18 protein-coding genes are annotated in these 19,855 nt (G+C 60.5%); 6 read left to right on the top strand and 12 right to left on the bottom strand.

Annotation, left to right across the window (positions count from 1 at the left end):
- The coding region (locus B9Z47_RS19070) for a hypothetical protein (RefSeq protein ID WP_233253862.1) at positions 1–187 on the top strand (187 nt) is incomplete at its 5' end.
- Here B9Z47_RS19070 and aspS read toward each other — a convergent pair.
- The 10 genes from aspS to B9Z47_RS17250 form a co-directional block, all read right to left on the bottom strand.
- A complete protein-coding gene (gene aspS, locus B9Z47_RS17295) occupies positions 177–1,988 on the bottom strand; it encodes an aspartate--tRNA ligase (protein WP_108332458.1) in 1,812 nt (603 codons plus the stop codon). The genes B9Z47_RS19070 and aspS overlap by 11 nt on opposite strands.
- A 46-nt stretch (positions 1,989–2,034) precedes the next feature.
- Positions 2,035–2,706: a DUF502 domain-containing protein gene (locus tag B9Z47_RS17290; protein WP_108332457.1), complete on the bottom strand. Its 672-nt coding sequence runs from the start codon at positions 2,704–2,706 to the stop codon at positions 2,035–2,037.
- 35 nt (positions 2,707–2,741) lie between these two features.
- Positions 2,742–3,065, bottom strand: a complete 324-nt coding sequence (locus tag B9Z47_RS17285; protein WP_108332456.1) for an FmdB family zinc ribbon protein — start codon at positions 3,063–3,065, stop codon at positions 2,742–2,744.
- An 88-nt stretch (positions 3,066–3,153) separates the two neighbouring features.
- Positions 3,154–4,599: a sodium:solute symporter family protein gene (locus tag B9Z47_RS17280; protein WP_108332455.1), complete on the bottom strand. Its 1,446-nt coding sequence runs from the start codon at positions 4,597–4,599 to the stop codon at positions 3,154–3,156.
- Between the two features lie 38 nt (positions 4,600–4,637).
- The gene (ubiB, locus tag B9Z47_RS17275; RefSeq protein WP_108332454.1) at positions 4,638–6,212 is read right to left on the bottom strand and encodes a ubiquinone biosynthesis regulatory protein kinase UbiB; all 1,575 of its coding nucleotides are present in this window, start codon (positions 6,210–6,212) and stop codon (positions 4,638–4,640) included.
- The gene (locus B9Z47_RS17270) at positions 6,209–6,769 is read right to left on the bottom strand and encodes a hypothetical protein (RefSeq protein ID WP_108332453.1); all 561 of its coding nucleotides are present in this window, start codon (positions 6,767–6,769) and stop codon (positions 6,209–6,211) included. Before B9Z47_RS17270 ends, ubiB begins: the two co-directional genes overlap by 4 nt.
- Positions 6,770–6,817: 48 nt before the next feature.
- Positions 6,818–7,810 (bottom strand): Tim44 domain-containing protein, encoded by a 993-nt coding sequence (locus B9Z47_RS17265; RefSeq protein WP_108332452.1) that lies wholly within the window; start codon positions 7,808–7,810, stop codon positions 6,818–6,820.
- Between the two features lie 38 nt (positions 7,811–7,848).
- The gene (gene ubiE / locus B9Z47_RS17260; protein WP_108332451.1) at positions 7,849–8,580 is read right to left on the bottom strand and encodes a bifunctional demethylmenaquinone methyltransferase/2-methoxy-6-polyprenyl-1,4-benzoquinol methylase UbiE; all 732 of its coding nucleotides are present in this window, start codon (positions 8,578–8,580) and stop codon (positions 7,849–7,851) included.
- 110 nt (positions 8,581–8,690) lie between these two features.
- Positions 8,691–9,107 (bottom strand): gamma-butyrobetaine hydroxylase-like domain-containing protein, encoded by a 417-nt coding sequence (locus B9Z47_RS17255; RefSeq protein WP_108332450.1) that lies wholly within the window; start codon positions 9,105–9,107, stop codon positions 8,691–8,693.
- Between the two features lie 29 nt (positions 9,108–9,136).
- Positions 9,137–13,015, bottom strand: a complete 3,879-nt coding sequence (locus B9Z47_RS17250; RefSeq protein WP_108332465.1) for a DUF3683 domain-containing protein — start codon at positions 13,013–13,015, stop codon at positions 9,137–9,139.
- A gap of 299 nt (positions 13,016–13,314) precedes the next feature.
- Here B9Z47_RS17250 and ugpB point away from each other — a divergent pair, with 299 nt between their 5' ends.
- From ugpB to ugpQ, 5 genes are all read left to right on the top strand, one after another.
- Complete coding sequence (gene ugpB, locus B9Z47_RS17245) at positions 13,315–14,622, top strand: sn-glycerol-3-phosphate ABC transporter substrate-binding protein UgpB (RefSeq protein ID WP_108332449.1); 1,308 nt, start codon at positions 13,315–13,317, stop codon at positions 14,620–14,622.
- A gap of 161 nt (positions 14,623–14,783) precedes the next feature.
- Positions 14,784–15,665, top strand: a complete 882-nt coding sequence (ugpA, locus tag B9Z47_RS17240) for a sn-glycerol-3-phosphate ABC transporter permease UgpA (RefSeq protein ID WP_108332448.1) — start codon at positions 14,784–14,786, stop codon at positions 15,663–15,665.
- Between the two features lie 34 nt (positions 15,666–15,699).
- Positions 15,700–16,554 carry a sn-glycerol-3-phosphate ABC transporter permease UgpE gene (ugpE, locus tag B9Z47_RS17235; protein WP_108332447.1) on the top strand — a complete coding sequence of 285 codons (855 nt, stop codon included), beginning with the start codon at positions 15,700–15,702 and terminating at the stop codon, positions 16,552–16,554.
- Between the two features lie 110 nt (positions 16,555–16,664).
- Complete coding sequence (locus B9Z47_RS17230; protein ID WP_108332446.1) at positions 16,665–17,684, top strand: sn-glycerol-3-phosphate import ATP-binding protein UgpC; 1,020 nt, start codon at positions 16,665–16,667, stop codon at positions 17,682–17,684.
- An 8-nt stretch (positions 17,685–17,692) separates the two neighbouring features.
- The gene (gene ugpQ / locus B9Z47_RS17225; RefSeq protein WP_369912557.1) at positions 17,693–18,430 is read left to right on the top strand and encodes a glycerophosphodiester phosphodiesterase; all 738 of its coding nucleotides are present in this window, start codon (positions 17,693–17,695) and stop codon (positions 18,428–18,430) included.
- A gap of 1 nt (position 18,431) precedes the next feature.
- Here ugpQ and B9Z47_RS17220 read toward each other — a convergent pair whose 3' ends face one another.
- Together B9Z47_RS17220 and B9Z47_RS17215 are read right to left on the bottom strand one after the other, a co-directional pair.
- Positions 18,432–19,382 carry a tripartite tricarboxylate transporter substrate binding protein gene (locus tag B9Z47_RS17220; RefSeq protein WP_233253863.1) on the bottom strand — a complete coding sequence of 317 codons (951 nt, stop codon included), beginning with the start codon at positions 19,380–19,382 and terminating at the stop codon, positions 18,432–18,434.
- Positions 19,383–19,462: 80 nt separating this feature from the next.
- A complete protein-coding gene (locus tag B9Z47_RS17215) occupies positions 19,463–19,732 on the bottom strand; it encodes a hypothetical protein (protein ID WP_108332463.1) in 270 nt (89 codons plus the stop codon).
- Positions 19,733–19,855 lie beyond the last annotated feature (123 nt).

Here is a 19,855-nt window from a genome sequence, read left to right as displayed (position 1 = left end):
ATTTACGCTCCACGCTTCCTTCCCACGCTCGGTCGCCCTCACGCAGTTGCGCTTCACTTTGCTCACTGTGACCAGCTCGCAGCGGGACTTGCACCCGCAGGTGTGCGCCCATGCTGGGCGCACCCAAGCAAAACGCCACCCGAAGGTGGCGTCTGGCTTGAAAGCGTCAGGGCTGATCAGGCCTTGACCGCGTCCACATTGCGCAAGCGAATGTGCAATTCGCGCAGTTGCTTCTCGTCCACGGGGCTTGGCGCTTGCGTGAGCAAACACTGAGCGCGTTGGGTCTTGGGGAAAGCAATCACGTCGCGGATGGACTCGGCACCGGTCATCAAGGTGACGATGCGGTCCAGACCGAAGGCCAAGCCGCCGTGGGGCGGTGCGCCGTATTGCAGGGCGTCGAGCAAGAAGCCGAATTTGAGCTGGGCTTCTTCGGGTGTGATCTTCAAAGCGTCAAACACTTTTTGCTGCACGTCAGCGCGGTGGATACGGACCGAACCGCCGCCCATTTCCCAGCCGTTCAACACCATGTCATAGCCCTTGGAGATGCACTTCTCGGGGGCGGTGACCATCCAGTCTTCGTGGCCGTCTTTGGGCGCGGTGAAGGGGTGGTGCACGGCGGTGTAACGCTGGCTTTCTTCGTCGAACTCGAACATGGGGAAGTCAACCACCCACATCGGGGCCCAACGGTCTTCAAACAGGCCGTTGGCTTTTCCGAAGGCGCTGTGGCCGATCTTGATGCGCAGAGCGCCGATGGCGTCGTTCACCACCTTGGCCTTGTCGGCACCGAAGAAGATCAGGTCGCCGTTTTGCGCGCCCGAGCGCTCCAGCACGGCGTTGAGGGCCGCGTCGTGGATGTTCTTGACAATGGGCGACTGCAAGCCGTCACGGCCCTTAGACAGGTCGTTCACGCGGATGTAGGCCAAGCCCTTGGCACCGTAGATCTTGACGAACTCGGTGTAGGCGTCGATCTCGCCACGGCTGATGCCGCCACCTTCGACCGAGCCATTGGGCACGCGCAAAGCAACCACGCGGCCGCCTTTCATGTTGGCAGCGCCCGAGAACACCTTGAAGTCCACATCGCCCATGACGTCGGTCACTTCGGTGAACTGCAGCTTCACGCGCAGATCGGGCTTGTCGGAGCCGTAGATGTGCATGGCGTCCTGGTAGGTCATGACCGGGAACTCGCCCAGGTCCACACCAATGGTCTTCTGAAAAACGCGCTTGATCATGCCCTGGAACATGTCGCGGATTTCTTCTTCGGTCAGGAACGATGTTTCGATATCGATCTGGGTGAATTCGGGCTGGCGGTCAGCGCGCAAGTCTTCGTCGCGGAAGCACTTGGTGATCTGGTAATAACGGTCATAGCCCGCCACCATGAGCAACTGTTTGAACAGCTGAGGGGACTGGGGCAGCGCGAAGAACTGGCCATCGTGCACGCGGCTGGGCACCAGGTAATCGCGCGCACCTTCGGGCGTGCTCTTGGTCAGCATGGGGGTTTCGATGTCCACAAAGCCGTTTTCATCGAGGTACTTGCGCACTTCCATCGCCACCTTGTAGCGCAGCATCAGGTTGTTTTGCATGTACGGACGGCGCAGGTCCAGCACGCGGTGGGTGAGACGCGTCGTCTCGGACAGGTTGTCTTCGTCGATCTGGAAAGGTGGGGTCACAGAAGCGTTGAGCACGATCAGCTCGTGGCACAGCACTTCGATCTTGCCGCTTTTGAGGTTGTCGTTGGTCGTGCCGTCAGGGCGGGCACGCACCACGCCTTTGATCTGCACGCAAAACTCGTTGCGCACGTCTTCGGCCACTTTGAACATCGCGGGGCGGTCGGGGTCGCACACCACTTGCACATAGCCTTCGCGGTCACGCAGGTCGATGAAGATCACGCCGCCGTGGTCACGCCGACGGTTGACCCAGCCGCACAGGCTCACGGTTTGACCGGACAGGGCTTCGGTCACCAGACCGCAGTAGTGGGAACGCATGGACATGTTGTGGGACTTTCAGGATTCGCAGGAACAAAATTCGAAAAAAGCGTCAATCCAGCTTGGGCTGGACAGGGGCTTCGGGAGGCTTGGGGACTGGCGTGCCGGGCACGACCACACCCATGGAAATGATGTACTTGAGGGCGTCGTCCACGCTCATGTCAAGTTCGATCACATCGGCCTTGGGCATCATCAGGAAAAACCCCGAGGTCGGGTTGGGCGTGGTGGGCACATAAACACTCACCATAGGTTGCCCCATGTGCCTGGCGACTTCACCGCCGGGCGTGCCTGTTAAAAAGGCAATGGTCCAGGAGCCCTGGCGCGGGTATTGCACCAGCAAGGCTTTCGAAAAAGCATTGCCGCTGCCCGAAAACAAGGTGTCGGCCACCTGCTTGACGCTGGTGTAAATGCTGCGCACGACCGGGATGCGGTTCATGAAGGCATCCCATTGGCGCAACCACCATTGGCCAAAAATATTGGCCACGAACACACCGGTGGAAAAAATCACGATCGCCACCAGGATCACGCCCAGGCCAGGCACGCCACGCAGGAATTCGGCCAGCTTGTGCATGCCAGGAATCAGGGTGTCGGCGGCCAGCAAAACCGCCAGAAAAATGCCGTCCAGCAAACCCACCAGCCACATGAGCACCCAAACGGTGATACCCATGGGCAGCCACACCAGCAAGCCGGTGATGAAGTACTGTTTGAAGCTGCGCTGTTTCATGGGATGGGCAATCGGTGGTGTCTGGGCTCAAAAAATCAATGGCAGGCGCAAGAAGCCGCACAGGCCCCGGCGCTGGCCGCAGGTGCAGGTGCCGCCGTATCGCCACCGGATACCGGGGCCGGTGTGGCGGCCGCATCTGCCGCTGTGCCCGTGGCCGCAGGGACTGCGGCTGCACCGCCGCCCTTGAAGTCGGTGGCATACCAGCCTGTGCCTTTGAGCTGGAAACCCGGGGCTGTCAGCTGTTTGCTGAATTTGGGGGCACCGCAGGCTGGGCATTCTGTCAGGGGTGCATCGGACATTTTTTGCAGCACATCCTTAGCATGGCCGCAGGCGTCGCACTTGTAGGCGTAAATGGGCATGAAGAGGGCTCTTTTCAGGTTGGAAACACAAAACTTTCAATTATAGGCGGGGGGCGTTGCTTCAAGCCCCTCCGTTCGCCAGCAACGCTCAGGACAAACCAGCCAAGCTGTGGTGAGTGCCATGCTGATTGCGAATGGCCTGACGGCCCAGCGAGCCGATCAGCATGCCCGCCCAACTGGCAAGTACCCCCGCCAGCTGAGCCGGAAATTCCTCGCCAGCGGGCGTGAACATGAACAGCAGCCAAGTCACCAAGCCCAAAACGATGGCAAACAAAGCCCCTTGGGTGGTGGCTTTTTTCCAGTACAGCCCAAACGCCAGGGGGACAAAGGCCCCCACCAAGGTGACCTGGTAGGCACCGGAAACCATTTCGTAAATGGACGTGCCCTGCATCGCGATGGCATAAATCAGCACCAAAGCACTGAACACCAAAACGGTGACACGCATGGCCTTGAGTTCCTGTCGGTCGCTTTGGTGCGGGAAAAACTGCCGCCAGATGTTCTCGGTGAAAGTGACGCTGGGGGCCAGCAAAGTGGCCGACGCGCAGGACTTGATGGCCGAGAGCAAAGCACCGAAGAACAGCACCTGCATGATGAAAGGCATCTGGGTCATGACCAGCGTGGGCAACACTTTTTGCGGGTCTTCCTCAATCAATTTCGCCGCCTGCTCGGGCATGATGATCAAGGCGCTGACCACCAGGAACATGGGCACAAAGGCAAACAGGATGTAGAAAATGCCGCCGATCACCGGGCCGCGGGTGGCAGCGTATTCGCTGTTGGCAGACATGACACGCTGGAACACGTCTTGCTGGGGGATGGAGCCCAGCATGATGGTGATGGCCGAAGCAAAAAAGAAAATGATGTCCTTGAAGTTCGGCTCGGGCCAGAACTTGAACATGTCTTGGCTCACGGCCAGCGCCAGCACCTTGTCTGCCCCGCCCGCCTGGTTGCCAGCAAACACCGCCAACACAGCCAACCCCACCACCAAGATGATCATCTGAATAAAGTCGGTGATGGCCACGGACCACATGCCGCCAAACAAGGTGTAAGCCAAGATGGAGACCACGCCAATCACCATGCCCACGGGCAGACTCACCACACCGTCAGACAAAACGTTGAACACCAAGCCCAAAGCCGTGACCTGCGCCGACACCCAACCCAAATAGCTGACCATGATGATGATGGAGCAGATCACCTCGACGCTGCGGCCATAGCGCTCGCGGAAGTAGTCGCTGATGGTCAACAAGGTCATGCGGTAAAGCCTTGCCGCAAAGAACAGCCCCACCAGAATCAGGCAACTGCCTGCACCAAAGGGGTCTTCGACCACGCCGTTCAGGCCACTGTTGACGAACTTGGCCGGGATGCCGAGCACGGTTTCGGAACCAAACCAAGTGGCGAAAGTGGTGGTCACGATCATCACCAAAGGCAAATGCCTGCCGGCAATGGCGTAGTCGGCGGTGTTTTTAACGCGCTTGGCAGCCACCAGGCCAATCGCAATGGTCACGAGCAGGTAGGCGATCACGAGGGTCAGCAACACGGCAATGTCTCCTGTTTATTTTTGGAAAAAGCGGACGATCAATACAACTGCATGTGCGACCAGACCTGCAAGGCCAGCAAACTCAAGATGAAGCCGATGCCCAGGTAAAGCAAGATTTGCAGCAGGCTGTTGGTGCGGCGCTGCTCGGCCAGCAATTGCGCCATCTGGCGGTTGTCGTTTGGATGTGTTTGTTTCAGGTACTCATGCAACAGGCGCGGCAACTGTGGCAGCAGTTTGGCGTAATGCGGGGCCTGCCCCTTGAGCTCTTCCCACAGCTTTTTAGGGCCGATTTGTTCCAGCATCCACTTTTCGAGGAAGGGCTTGGCCGTGCTCCACAGGTCCAGTTCGGGGTCCAGGTCGCGGCCCAGACCTTCGATGTTGAGCAAGGTTTTTTGCAAGAGCACCAGTTGCGGCTGGATCTCGACCTGAAAACGTCGCGAGGTCTGGAACAAACGCATCAACACCATGCCGAGTGAAATTTCCTTGAGCGGGCGGTCAAAGTAAGGCTCGCACACGGCGCGGATGGCCGACTCCAGTTCGTCCACCCGTGTCTCGGGCGGCACCCAACCGGACTCGATGTGCAGTTCGGCGACGCGCTTGTAGTCGCGACGAAAGAACGCCGTGAAGTTTTGCGCCAAGTACTCTTTGTCGTACTCGGTGAGCGTGCCCACGATGCCGAAGTCCAGCGAGATGTAGCGGCCAAAGGTCTCTGGGGCGAGACTCACCTGGATGTTGCCCGGGTGCATGTCGGCATGGAAAAAGCCGTCGCGGAACACCTGCGTGAAAAACAGCGTCACGCCATCGCGGGCCAGCTTGGGGATGTCCACACCCGCTTCGCGCAAACGGTCAACTTGGCTGATGGGCACACCGTGCATGCGCTCCATGACGATAACCTCGGGATGGCAAAAGTCCCAGATCATCTCGGGGATCAGCACCAGATCGAGGCCCTGCATGTTGCGGCGCAGCTGCGCAGCGTTGGCCGCCTCGCGCACCAGGTCCAGCTCGTCGTGCAGGTATTTGTCGAACTCGGCCACCACCTCGCGGGGCTTGAGTCGTTTGCCGTCGGCACTCAGGTTCTCCACCCAGCCGGCCATCATGCGCATCAGGCTCAGGTCTTTGTCGATGACGGGCAACATGCCCGGGCGCAAGACCTTCACGGCCACTTCGCGCAGCTCACCTGTTTTGCTGCGCAAGGTGGCAAAGTGCACTTGCGCAATGGAGGCGCTGGCCACGGGTTCGCGCTCAAAGGTTTCAAAAATGTCGTCCACCGAGCGGTTGAAGGCCCGCTCGATCGAGGCGACTGCAATGGCCGAACTGAAAGGCGGCACGCGATCTTGCAGCTTGGCCAGTTCTTCGGCGATGTCCGGGGCCAGCAGGTCACGCCGGGTGGACAGCACCTGACCAAACTTCACAAAAATCGGACCCAATCGCTCGAGCGCCTCGCGCAGGCGCACCGCCCGGGGCGAACGCAAGTCACGCCCGACCGACAACACGCGAGCCAAGAGGCGAATCCAGGGTTTCTGAAAGCTCGACAGCACCAACTCGTCCAGGCCGTAGCGCAGGACGATGAAGACGATGAAGGCACCGCGCCCGAAACGGCCCCAGCACATCATGCTGCGCTGCCGGTGCGCAGCCCGGTGCCTGGGCGCTGGGCGACAAAACTGCGCAAGGCCGTCATGGCCTGACGGGCAGCTTGTGCCAAGGTGTGCGCGGGGGCATCCCCGATCAAGCGGGCCAGGTCCTCTTCAGCATCCCAGCGCACATGATCAATCAGCCAGTTGACTTCGGCTGCCAACTGCACATCGCCTTCGATGCGCACCTTGGGTTTGTCGCCCCGGGCCAAAGCCGAAGCGAGCGAAACCGGTGATTCTTCGGTCACCGTCAAACGCAGGTCAAAACCCTCAAAACGGCCACGCTCCAACAAGCCAGCGGGGGTGGGGCTCAGTTGCAGTTGCATGCGGTCCCAGACCAGCTCGATGCGCTGGCCTTTTTGACGGGCGAGGCGGGCCATGGCCTCGGGTTCGCTCATCAGCACATGGTTAAGGAAAAGGACCAGGCGGTTGACGCTCTCGTCCACCACCCAAGCCGGGGGCTGGAAGTTGGCCGCGAGTTGGTTGACCATGTCGGGAAGCGCCTGAGCGGCCCATGAAAAAGGGGACTGTGTTGCCATAGTCCCCGATTATTCCCGAAAGTGCAGGTCCCCCGAGGGACCTGGGCTTTATTGCAGCGCTTGCACGCCAGCGACCAACCAACCGCCGCCTTGCTTGGATTTGGTCATGTTCCAGACTTCGCGGAAAGGGCTGGGGCCGGAAGATGCGTCTTCGCGGATCATGCCGTTGAACTCGACGCTGGCCAGGTAGGCATCGGCCTGCTCTTCAATGCCCAACAGCTGGGCGTCGAGCATGACCACTTCGGTCTTGTTGGGCTGACCGGGGAACTGCGCTTCACGCTCGGACAGCTGGTTGCGGATTTCCACCACCATGGCGTCGGTCATCATCGAGCGCAAGGCGGTGATGTCCGAGCGGTCCCAGGCGTCTTGCAGGGTCACAAAGTTGCGCTTGGCAGCGGTCACAAAACCGTCCACATCAAAACCAGCAGGGATGCCCCAGCTTTGAGTGCCACCCAATGCAGCACCGATCATGGAGCCACTGGTTTGCGCCGCAGCCGAGCTGTCGAAGCGGGTGTTTTGACCTTCCCAGGGGCGGGCCGAGGCGTCGTTGCCGACATTTTGCGGGCTGTATTGTTTGAATGTGGCTGGGTTTTCGGCCGATGCACCAGCACCTTGATAAGCCAATCCGCTGTTGCCGCCCATCTGAGCAGCACCCCCACGCCGGGCCCGCATGATCATGCCGATGACGGCCATCACGGCCACACCGATGAGCAAGGCCATCAGGATGTTGCCGAAGGCTTCACCCATGCCCAGCGAGCTGGCCAGCCAGGCCAGACCCAGACCGGCAGCCAAGCCGCCCAACATGGCACCCCAAGGCTTCTTGGGCGCAGCCGCTGCAGGCGCAGCAGCAGGTTTGGCGGCATTGGCAGGTGCGGCGTTTTGAGCAGGAGCAGCCGGTGTTTGAGGCGCGGCATCGCGCTTGGTGACCTGATTCGATTGCTGGCCGATGGACTTGCCACCGCCCATGCGGCGAGCAGCCTCGGCGTTCAAGCTGCCCAGGGCCAACACGCCCGCGAGCATCAGTGTCATCAACTTGTTCATGGTGTCTCCAACTCAAATCAAATTACGGTTTGTAGGCATCAGCACTTGATGCCCATGTGCAAGGCTACCACCCCGGCCGACAAGTTGTGAAAATCCACATGGCCAAATCCGCTATTTTTCATAAGGGTTTTCAAGTCCTCCTGGCTGGGGTGCATGCGGATGGATTCGGCCAAATAGCGGTAGCTGTCAGCATCACCTGCCACCAGCTTGCCCATGTGCGGCAGGATGTTGAAGCTGTACCAGTCGTAGACTTTTTCCAGCGGCTTGGCCACCTTGGAAAACTCCAGCACCAGCAATTTGCCGCCCGGCTTGAGTACCCGGCACATCTCTTTCAGGGCCACATCCTTGTGGGTCATGTTGCGCAGACCAAAAGCCACGCTGACCACGTTGAAGTGGTTGTCGGGAAACGGCAGCTTTTCGGCATCGCACACCAAGGTGGGCAGTGCCAAGCCGTGGTCCAGCAAACGGTCACGGCCTGTGGAGAGCATGGCTTCGTTGATGTCGGTGTGGACCACACGACCGGTAGCGCCCACTTTTTTGGCAAAGGCCACCGACAAGTCGCCTGTGCCGCCTGCGATGTCCAGCACCTGATCGCCCTCTTTGAGATTGGCCACCTGCACGGTGTAGGCTTTCCACACGCGGTGCAGGCCCATGGACATCAGGTCGTTCATCACGTCGTATTTGGACGCGACCGAGTCGAACACGCCGCGGACGTGTTTGGCTTTTTCTTTTTCGTCGACGGTCTTGAAACCGAAATGCGTGGTGCTCATGGCGGATATTGTAGAAGGCCGACCTTGGCCGGGTAGGTCGGAGCTTCAGCTCCGACAATGGTCGTGGACCCTGCAAATGGTGTCGGGGCTGAAGCCACCGACCTACAACCTCAGTGGTTGTGACCGCAGCTGCTGCCTGCTTTTTCAGGCATGGGGGCATCGCGGCTCATGCCTGCGGCTTGCAGGCGGTCTTCGTACTGTTTCCACAAAGCGTCTTGCTGGTCGCCCAAAAAGTACAGGTACTCCCAGGTAAACAAGCCCGACTCATGGCCGTCTGAAAACGTGGGCTTGACGGCGTAGTTGCCCACCGGTTCGATCTCGGCAATCGTCACGTTGCGCTTGCCCGTTTGCAGCACTTCCTGGCCCGGGCCATGGCCCTGCACCTCGGCCGATGGCGAATACACGCGCATCAGCTCAAAGGGGATACGGAACTGCGCCCCGTCAGAAAAGCCGATTTCCAGCACCTTGGTCTGGCCATGCACGGTCAGCGACTCGGGCGTGGGCATGTCTTTTTTCAATCCGGCCATATTTTGCTTTCAGGGTGTGCGTTGAAGGGTTAAACCAGAACACGTTCAATGCCACCGGCGTTCGCTGCGCTGACGTATTCGGGCATCCAGTTCTCGCCCAGAATGTGCTTGGCCATTTCGATCACGATGTAATCGGCTTCGAGCAGGCCGTTTTTCATGTCATCGCCATAGCGCGACAAGCCTTGCAGGCAGCTGGGGCAACTGGTCAAAATCTTGACGTTGGCTTGCGGGGCCAGGGCCCCGCTGGCACGCAAAGCGGCCTCGCCCTTGAGCAGTTCTTCTTCCTTGCGGAAACGGACCTGGGTCGCAATGTCAGGACGCGTGACGCCCAACGTGCCCGACTCGCCGCAGCAGCGGTCAGACTTGAGCACCTGGTCACCCAGCAAGCCTTTGACCGTCTTCATCGGGTCTTGCAGCTTCATCGGGCTGTGGCATGGGTCGTGGTAGAGATAAGCCCCCCCCGCATCGAGCTTCATGCCTTTTTCCAGCAAAAACTCGTGGATATCGATGATGCGGCAGCCGGGGAAGATCTTGTCGAACTCGTAACCCTGCAACTGGTCATAGCAGGTGCCGCAGCTGACCACCACGGTTTTGATGTCGAGGTAGTTGAGCGTGTTGGCCACGCGGTGGAACAGCACACGGTTGTCGGTGATGATCTTCTCGGCCTTGTCGAACTGACCCGAACCTTTTTGCGGGTAGCCGCAGCACAGGTAGCCCGGCGGCAACACGGTCTGCACACCCACATGCCAGAGCATGGCCTGCGTAGCCAGGCCCACTTGGCTGAACAAGCGCTCGGAGCCGCAGCCCGGGAAGTAAAACACCGCTTCTGATTCAGAAGTGGTGGCCTTCGGGTTGCGGATGATCGGCACGTAGTCGTTGTCTTCGATATCCAGCAGGGCACGCGCTGTTTTCTTGGGCAGGTTGCCCGGCATCTTCTTGTTGATGAAGTGGATCACCTGCTCTTTGATGGGTGCGGTGCCCACCGATGCAGGCGGTGCGCTGGTTTGTTTGCGGGCCACACCCTTGAGCAAACCCGCCACAAAACGCTGCGCCTTCATGCCAACACCCACCATGGCCATACGAGCCAGCTTGATGGTTTCGGGGTTGGTGGCGTTGAGCATGAACATGGCTGCGGCATTGCCCGGCCGGAAACTCTTTTGGCCCATCTTGCGCAACAGGTTGCGCATGTTCATCGACACATCGCCAAAGTCGATGTTGACCGGGCAAGGTGACAAGCACTTGTGGCAGACGGTGCAATGGTCCGCGACGTCTTCAAATTCTTGCCAGTGTTTGATCGAGATGCCTCGGCGGGTCTGCTCTTCGTACAGGAAAGCCTCCACCAGCAAAGAAGTAGCCAAGATCTTGTTGCGCGGGCTGTAGAGCAAATTGGCACGTGGCACGTGGGTGGCGCACACCGGCTTGCACTTGCCGCAGCGCAGGCAGTCTTTCACGCTGGCGGCAATCTCGCCAATGTCGGACTGCTGCATGATCAGCGACTCGTGGCCCATCAGGCCAAAGCTGGGGGTGTAGGCGTGGGTCAGGTCGGCCGCGTGCACATCGTCGCCCAGCCCGGTCAAGGCCGCGCCGCGCAGCAGCTTGCCTTTGTTGAAACGCCCTTGCGGGTCCACCTTGGCCTTGTAGGCGGTGAAGTTGGCCAGCTCGTCGTCGGTCAAAAACTCCAGCTTGGTGATGCCAATGCCGTGTTCGCCCGAGATCACGCCGTCCAGGCTGCGGGCCAACACCATGATGCGGGCCACCGCTTCGTGGGCGGTTTGCAGCATCTCGTAGTTGTCGGAGTTGACGGGGATGTTGGTGTGCACATTGCCGTCACCGGCATGCATGTGCAGCGCCACCCATACGCGGCCCTTGAGCACACGCTGGTGAATAGCGTTGACTTCCAGAAGGATCGGCAAAAAGGCCGAGCCGGAGAAGATGTTCTGGAAAGCCGGGCGAATTTGCGTCTTCCAGCTGGCGCGCAGGCTGTGCTCTTGCAGCTGGGGGAACAAGGCATCGACATCGGTCAACCAGCCTTGCCATTGCGCCTGCACCTCGCGCACCACCGCCAAGGCTTGCGCCACGCGGTCTTCGAGCAGTTCGGCCGAAGCAATCTCGTTGGCGTCGTCTTGCTTGCCCAGCGGCAGATTGCCCCGCTCCAAGAAAGCTTCCAGCTCGCGGCAAAAATGCAGCTTGTTGCGCAGGCTCAGCTCGATGTTGATGCGCTCGATGCCGTCGGTGTATTCGGCCATGCGCGGCAGCGGAATCACCACGTCTTCGTTGACCTTGAAGGCGTTGGTGTGGCGCGAGATGGCCGCCGTCTTCTTGCGGTCGAGCCAGAACTTCTTGCGTGCTTCGGGGCTGATGGCAATGAAGCCTTCGCCGCTGCGCGAGTTGGCGATGCGCACGATCTCGGAAGCCGCCTTGGCCACGTCGTCGGCGTTGTCACCGGCGATGTCACTGAGCAACACCATCTTGGGGAAACCGCCGCGCTTGCTCTTGGTGGAATAACCCACCGCCCGCAGGTAGCGGTCATCCAGGTGCTCCAGGCCCGCCATCACAGTGCCGGTGCGCTTTTGCTCGGCAAACATGAAATCCTTGATCTCGACAATGCTGGGCACCGCATCACGGGCGTGACCAAAGAACTCCATGCAGACCGTGCGGGTGTGTGTGGGCATGCGGTGCAACACCCAACGGGCACTGGTGATCAAACCGTCGCAGCCTTCTTTTTGCACGCCGGGCAGGCCCGAAAGGAACTTGTCGGTCACGTCCTTGCCCAGACCTTCCTTGCGGAAGGTTTTGCCCGGAATCACCAGGGTTTCGGTGCGGATCGGGGTTTTGCCGTCGGCCTTGAAATAGCGCAGCTCAAACGTGGCGACTTCGGCATCGTGGATCTTGCCCATGTTGTGGTCCATGCGGACCACATCCAGCCATTCGGCGTCGGGCGTGACCATGCGCCAGCTGGCCAAGTTGTCCAGTGCCGTGCCCCACAAAACGGCCTTCTTGCCACCGGCGTTCACTGCGATGTTGCCGCCAATGCAGCTGGCTTCAGCCGAGGTCGGGTCCACCGCAAACACAAAACCGCCGCGCTCGGCCGCATCGGCCACGCGCTGGGTCACCACACCGGCTTCGGTGTAAATGGTCGGAATCTTGTGGGCGATACCCGGCAGGTCGACCATCTCGACTTCGGTCATGGCTTCGAGCTTTTCGGTGTTCATGACCGCGCTCTTCCAGGTCAGCGGGATCGCGCCGCCCGTGTAGCCCGTGCCGCCGCCCCGAGGCACGATGGTCAGGCCCAGATCGATACAGCCTTTAACCAACCCGGCCATTTCGACCTCAGAGTCAGGCGTCAGCACCACAAAGGGGTATTCCACGCGCCAGTCGGTCGCGTCGGTCACGTGGCTCACACGCGAAAGGCCGTCGAACTTGATGTTGTCTTTGGCCGTCAGGCGCCCCAAGGTCTTTTGTGTCTGCGCGCGCAGCTTGGCCATGCGGGTGAATCGTTCACTGAATTGCGTGACAGCCTGGGTGGCCAGCGCCAGCAGCTGGCCCACCAGCGCATCACGAACCGCATCCAAACTCGGTGTACGCCGCTTTTGAACCTCACCCAGGCGATGGTGCAAAGCCTCAACCAGCAGTTTGCGACGGTCAGGATTGTCCAGCAGATCGTCTTGCAAATAAGGATTGCGCTCAACGACCCAAATGTCACCCAGCACCTCGTACAACATGCGGGCCGACCGGCCTGTACGGCGCTCATCGCGCAACTGGTTCAGCAGATCCCAGGCCGACTCGCCCAGCAATCGAACCACAATTTCGCGATCTGAAAAACTGGTGTAGTTGTAAGGAATCTCGCGCAGGCGCGGCGCATCGGCGTCGGCTTGCATCAAAAGTTGGAGCGTGGTGGGTGCATTCATGGGGAATTGGCGCAGATAGGACGTCACACGGGACGCTGTCAGCACGACCCGAAACAAGCATCAAACCGGCTGAAACTGAATGTTACCGCAGTGCAACAAACACGCGTCGGGTCAAGGGACACCGGTCTGAGCCTTTTTCACTCCCCAGAAACCTCATGGAAACCCCGGGTTGTCGCATTCTGGTCACTTCGTTGTAATCAATTGGTCATTGGCGTGATGTCCAATCGATTTGAAAATCCATGTGACGTGCGCTGTTGCACCGATGGAAACCTTGCCTTTATTTGCCCAGGACCCCTTACATGACAAAAATCAAACACTCGATCACTGCACTTGCGCTCAGCCTGACCGGTATCTGCGCTCAGGCCCAGACCGAAATCCAGTGGTGGCACTCCATGGGCGGTGCCCTGGGCGAATGGGTCAACGACCTCGCCAAAGACTTCAACGCTAGCCAAAAAGACTACAAAATCGTGCCCACCTTCAAGGGCAGCTACGACGAGTCCATGACCGCCGCCATCGCCGCCTACCGGGCAGGCAATGCGCCCCACATCCTGCAGGTGTTTGAAGTGGGCACCGCCACCATGATGGCCAGCAAGGGGGCCGTCGTGCCCGTGGGCAAGGTCATGACCGACGCGGGACTCAAGTTTGACCAAAGCGCCTATGTGCCCGCCGTGGCCGGTTACTACACCGCCCCCAACGGCCAGATGCTGAGCTTCCCCTTCAACAGCTCCACCCCGGTGTTCCACTACAACAAGGACGCCTTCAAGGCCGCCGGCCTGGACGCCGAAAAGCCGCCCACCACCTGGCCAGAAGTGGCTTTGGCAGCGGCCAAGCTCAAAGCCAGCGGCCACAAGTGCCCCTTCACCACCAGCTGGATCAGCTGGACGCAGCTGGAAAGCTTCTCGGCCTGGCACAACACCGAATTCGCCACCAAGGGCAACGGCATGCGCGGCATGGACGCCCGCCTGTCCTTCAACACCCCACTGCATGTGCGCCACATTGAGAACCTGGCCAACATGGCCAAGCAAGGGCTGTTTATCTACAAAGGCCGTGGCAACGCGGCCGACGCCACCTTTGTCTCGGGCGAATGCGCCATGGCCACCGGCTCCTCGGCGCTGTATGGCAGCGTGGTGCGCAACGGCAAGTTCGGCTACGGCATCGGCACCCTGCCCTATTACCCCGACGTGAACGGCGCCCCGCAAAACACCGTGATCGGTGGCGCGAGCCTGTGGGTCATGAGCGGCAAGAAAGCCCCTGAGTACAAAGGCGTGGCGCAATTCTTCGCCCACCTCTCCAAAGACAGCGTGGCCGCCGCCAGCCACCAGCGCACCGGCTACCTGCCCGTGACCAAGTCTTCGTTTGAAGTGACCGAGAAGTCGGGCTTCTACAAAAAGAACCCTGGCACCGATGTGTCGGTGACGCAGATGATCCGCAAGACCACCGACAAGTCACGTGGCGTGCGCTTGGGCAATTTTGTGCAGATCCGCACCATCGTTGACGAGGAACTCGAAGGCGTGTGGAGCGGTAAAAAGCAGCCCAAAGAGGCCCTGGACATCGCCATCAAGCGGGGCAACGAACAGCTCGAACGCTTCGAAAAAGCCAACAAGTGATGCACCGCTGATGCCCCATTCCCGCTTCGGGGCGGGGGCACGGCATGAAAGCAGAGGCAGTGCCTCTGCTTTTGCGCATTCTGGGCTGATACTTTTGAATTGGCGTTTTGGAGTCGCCATTTTTGATCTGACACTTCACACGCAGGTTTTGCAAAGCATTTATGGAAAAACGCGTTCGATTCAAATCCCGCTGGTTGCCCTGGCTGCTCATCGCTCCGCAGCTGAGCATCGTGCTGGTCTTCTTTTTCTGGCCTGCCGGGCAAGCGCTTTACCAAAGCGTGTTGCAAGAAGACGCTTTTGGCGCATCCCGGGAATTTGTGGGGATGGAGAACTTCTCCCGGCTCTGGAACGACAGCGGCTACCTGGAATCGTTCAAGACCACCGCCGTGTTTTCGCTTTTGGTGGCGGTGACGGGATTGTCGGTGTCGCTGCTGCTGGCCGTGATGGCCGACCGGGTTGGGCGCGGCGCAGGTCTGTACAAAACCCTGCTGATCTGGCCCTATGCGGTGGCCCCGGTGGTGGCGGGGGTGTTGTGGCTGTTCATGTTCGCATCGCCCATGGGCGTGGTGGGTTATGCACTGCGGTCTATCGGTATCGAGTGGAACCACCTGCTCAACCCCAACCATGCCATGGCGCTGATCGTGATGGCGGCGGTCTGGAAGCAGATTTCCTACAACTTCCTCTTCTTTCTGGCTGGGCTGCAGTCCATTCCCAAATCACTCATCGAGGCGGCGGCCATCGACGGGGCCAGCCCCTGGAAGCGCTTTTGGACCATCGTGTTCCCGCTCCTGTCGCCCACCACCTTCTTTTTGCTGGTGATCAACATCGTCTACGCCTTCTTTGACACCTTCGCCATCGTGGACGCCACTACGCACGGCGGCCCCGGCAAGGACACGGCGATTCTGGTCTACAAGGTGTACTACGACGGTTTCAAGGCGCTGGACATGGGCAGCTCGGCCGCGCAGTCGGTGGTGCTGATGGTGATCGTGGTCTCGCTCACGGTCTTGCAGTTCAAATTTGTCGAGAAGAAAGTGCAGTACTGATGTTGCACCCACACATTCCCTTGGGAGGGCTGTCATGATCGAACGACGCCCCGGCCTGCAAATTTTGCGGCATGTCATCTTGCTCATCGGTGTGGCCATCGTGGCCTTTCCGCTGTACCTGACTTTCATCGGCTCTACCCAAACCGCCCAGCAGATCAACCAGAGCGTGCCCATGTCGCTGGTGCCGGGCAGCCACTTTTGGGAGACCTACCGCCTGACCCTGTTTGGTGGCCCCAATTCGCAAGGCAGCCCCCTGCCCGCCATGTGGCCCATGATGCAGATCAGCCTGATCAGCGCCCTGGGCATCGCCATTGGCAAGATCGCGATCTCGCTGCTGTCGGCCTTTGCCATCGTGTATTTCCGCTTCCCGCTGCGCAACCTGGTGTTCTGGATGATTTTTGTCACCCTGATGCTGCCGGTCGAAGTGCGGATCAGCCCCACTTACGAAGTGGTGGCGGGCCTGGGCCTGCTCAACAGTTTTGCGGGCCTGACGGTGCCGCTGATCGCCTCGGCCACGGCCACCTTTTTGTTCCGGCAGTTTTTCCTGACCATCCCCGACGAACTGGTCGAGGCCGCCCGCATGGACGGGGCTGGACCGATGCGCTTTTTCAAAGACGTGTTGCTGCCCCTGTCGGCCACCAACATCGCGGCGCTGTTTGTCATCCAGTTCATCTATGGCTGGAACCAGTACCTGTGGCCGCTGCTGGTGACCACCAGCGAAGACATGTACCCGGTGGTGCTGGGCATCAAGCGCCTGATTTCGGGCGAGTCCTGGACCGAGTGGAACGTGGTCATGGCCGCCGCCATCCTGGCCATGCTGCCCCCGGCGCTGGTCGTGATCCTGATGCAAAAATGGTTCGTCAAGGGCCTCGTTGATACGGAAAAATAATAACCCCGGGGACAGACCACTGCGAAGCGGTGCTCTGTCCCCGTCAAATTAGGAACCAGGGGACAGACCGCTGCGAAGCGGCGCTCTGTCCTCGTCTGATCAAAGAATTTATGGCTGCCATTACCCTTTCCCACATCCTCAAAACCTACGGCGCGGGCGCCAAAGCCAACACCGTCATCCACGACCTGAACGCCAGCATTGCGGACGGCGAATTCGTGGTCATCGTCGGGCCCTCGGGCTGCGGCAAATCCACCTTGCTGCGCATGGTGGCGGGCCTCGAGGACATCTCGGGCGGCACGATTTCGATTGGCGAGCGCGTGGTGAACGACCTGGAGCCCGCCGAGCGCGACATCGCGATGGTGTTCCAAAACTACGCGCTGTACCCGCACATGAGTGTGTTCGACAACATGGCTTACGGCCTGAAGATCGCCAAGCGCCCGATCGAAGAAATCAAAGCCCGAGTGGACAAAGCGGCGGGCATTTTGGAACTGAGCCACCTGCTGCAACGCAAACCCCGCGAACTGTCCGGTGGCCAGCGCCAGCGCGTGGCCATGGGCCGCGCCATCGTGCGCCAGCCGCAGGTGTTTTTGTTTGACGAGCCGCTGTCCAACCTCGACGCCAAGCTGCGCGCCCAGACCCGTCTGGAGATTCAAAAACTGCACCGTGAATTGGGCATCACCAGCCTGTTCGTCACGCACGACCAAGTCGAAGCCATGACCCTGGCCCAGCGCATGATCGTCATGAACGGCGGCCACATGGAGCAGTTCGGCACGCCCGAAGAGGTCTACAACCGCCCGGCCAGCACCTTTGTGGCCAGCTTCATCGGCTCACCACCCATGAACCTGCTCAAGCGCGCTCCGGGCACACCGGCAGGACAAATTCTGGGCATCCGGCCCGAGCATCTGGACATCACGCCCACGCCCAACGCGGGGGGCTGGACCTTGACCGCCGACACGGTGGAACTGCTGGGTGCCGAGCGCCTGGTGCATGCCCGCCTGGGCGAAGAAATCCTGACGCTGCGGCTGGACGAATCGGTGGCGCCGCCGCAAGCGGGCCAAAGCTTTCACGCCACGCCCCGCGCCGACCGCCTGCACTGGTTTGACGCGCAAACCCAAAAACGCATCAACTGAACATGCCCATGTCCCCACACTGGCCCTACCCGCGCTGGATCGCCCACCGGGGCGCAGGCAAGCTCGCACCCGAAAACACCCTGGCCGCCTTCCGCATGGGGGCCGAGCACGGTTACCGCATGTTCGAGTGCGACGCCAAGCTCAGTGCCGACGGTGTGGTGTTCTTGATGCACGACGCCACGCTGGAGCGCACCACCAATGGCCAAGGTATCGGTGGCGACCTGCCCTGGCAAGCCTTGTCACAACTCGACGCAGGCAGCTGGCATTCACGCCGCTTTGCGGGCGAAGCCTTGCCCACGCTCGAGGCGCTGGCGCGGTTTTGCCTGGCCAACCGCTACCTGCTGAACATCGAGATCAAACCCACACCGGGCGCCGAAGCGGCCACAGGCGAAGCCGTGGCGCGTCTGACCGCCCGGCTGTGGGCGGGGGCCGAAGTGCCGCCGCTCTTGACCTCGTTCAAACCCGAAGCCTTGGCCGCCGCACAGCAAGCAGCGCCCGAGCTGCCCCGCGGCCTGCTGGTCGACACTCTGTGGGAAGGCTGGTTGGAGAAAGCTTTGGCGCTCGATGCGGTGGCCGTGGTGGCCAACTTCGCGCTGTGGGACCCCACCACCGTGGCCCAAGTGCATGGCGCAGGCCTGAAATGCCTGAGCTACACCGTCAACGACGACTGGGCTGCCGAGCACCTGCTGGCGCTCGGCACCGACGGCATCATCACCGACCGGGTGGACCTGTTCAGCCCGGCTTGAATCAATCGAGCTTGGCGCCCGATTTCTGAACCACCGCCGCCCAACGGGGCATTTCGGCGGTCAGGAATTTCGCAAAGTCATCGGCCCCCAAAAACGCCGGATCGGCCCCCTGCGCGACCATGCGCGATCGGATGTCAGGCTGGTTCATCACGGCTTTGAAGGCGTCGCTGAGCTTGTTCACCACATCTTTGGGTGTGCCGGCCGGGGCCAGAAAACCGTAAAAACCCACCACTTCGAAGTTCTTGATCCCGGTTTCCATCACAGTGGGGATGTCGGGCAGCGCGGGGTTGCGCTCGCGGCTGGTCACGGCCAAGGCCCGCACCTTGCCCTGCTTGTGGTACTGCGCGGCCTGCGGAATGCTCTCGGCCATGAACTGCACCTGCCCCGCCATCAGGTCGGTGAAAGCCGGTGCGCTGCCCCGGTAAGGGATGTGCACCATGAACAGCCCCGTGGCCGACTTGAACATCTCGGGCACCAGGTGGCTGCTGCCGCCGTTGCCCGCCGAGCCGTAATTGATCTGGCCGGGCCGGGCTTTGGCATAGGCCACAAATTCCTGCAGGTTGTTCACCGGCACTTTGGGGTTGACCAGCAGGGCCAGCGGCTGCATGGCCGTGCGGGCCACTGGTACAAAGTCGCGCAGTGTGCTGTAAGGCAGCTTGGTGTACAGCGCCGGGTTGATGACCATCACCCCCGTGTTGGCCAGCATCAGGGTGTGGCCATCGGGCGCGGCGCGCATCACCTCTTGCGCGCCCACGGTGCCGCCAGCACCGGCTTTGTAATCGATGAGGATGGGCTGCCCCAGCTGGGCTTGCAGCCGATCGGTCAACAAACGGGCATGCTGGTCGAGCGGTCCGCCCGCCGGGAAACCCATCACCACACGGATGGGTTTGGTGGGGAAAGACCAGGCATTGCCCAACACCCCCGCCAGGCCAAGCCCGAACACCACGGTCATCACACGTCGCCCTATGCCTGTCATTTTGTTTCCTTTGTGTTGAGTCGATGAGCCCGGTCCATGCTGGGCAGTGCTCGGCTTCATGCCCAGCCTTTTTGCAGAGCCCATTCCAGCGCGGCCGCCACCAGCACCAAAGCCGCATAGGTGGCCATGGTGCCGTCGTGTCCTTGCAAGACCAACCCCACCGCCAAAACCGCCACACCGGCCAAGGCATGCCACAGGATGCGGCGGGCCAGGCGGGGGTGGCGCGGGCCCATGACCCAGCGCCCCGCCAAAGGCATGAAAACAGCCATGACCAAAGCCGGCAAGACAAAATTGAACAGGTGCAATACCAATTGCCAGAACGTCATGAAACCTCGTTGTTGCCCGTTAGCCCACCGCATCCGGTGGCCACAATGGGGCAAATTGTGCATCGAAATGAACGGCAAGGCGTCGCCTGACGACAAAGTGTCAAGTCAAGTTGACATGCCGTG

The sequence above is a fragment of the Limnohabitans sp. 2KL-1 genome, assembly GCF_003063435.1.
Taxonomy (GTDB): domain Bacteria; phylum Pseudomonadota; class Gammaproteobacteria; order Burkholderiales; family Burkholderiaceae_C; genus Limnohabitans_A.
Note: the sequence above shows the minus strand (reverse complement) of the source record. Positions and strands in the feature narration are given on the sequence as shown.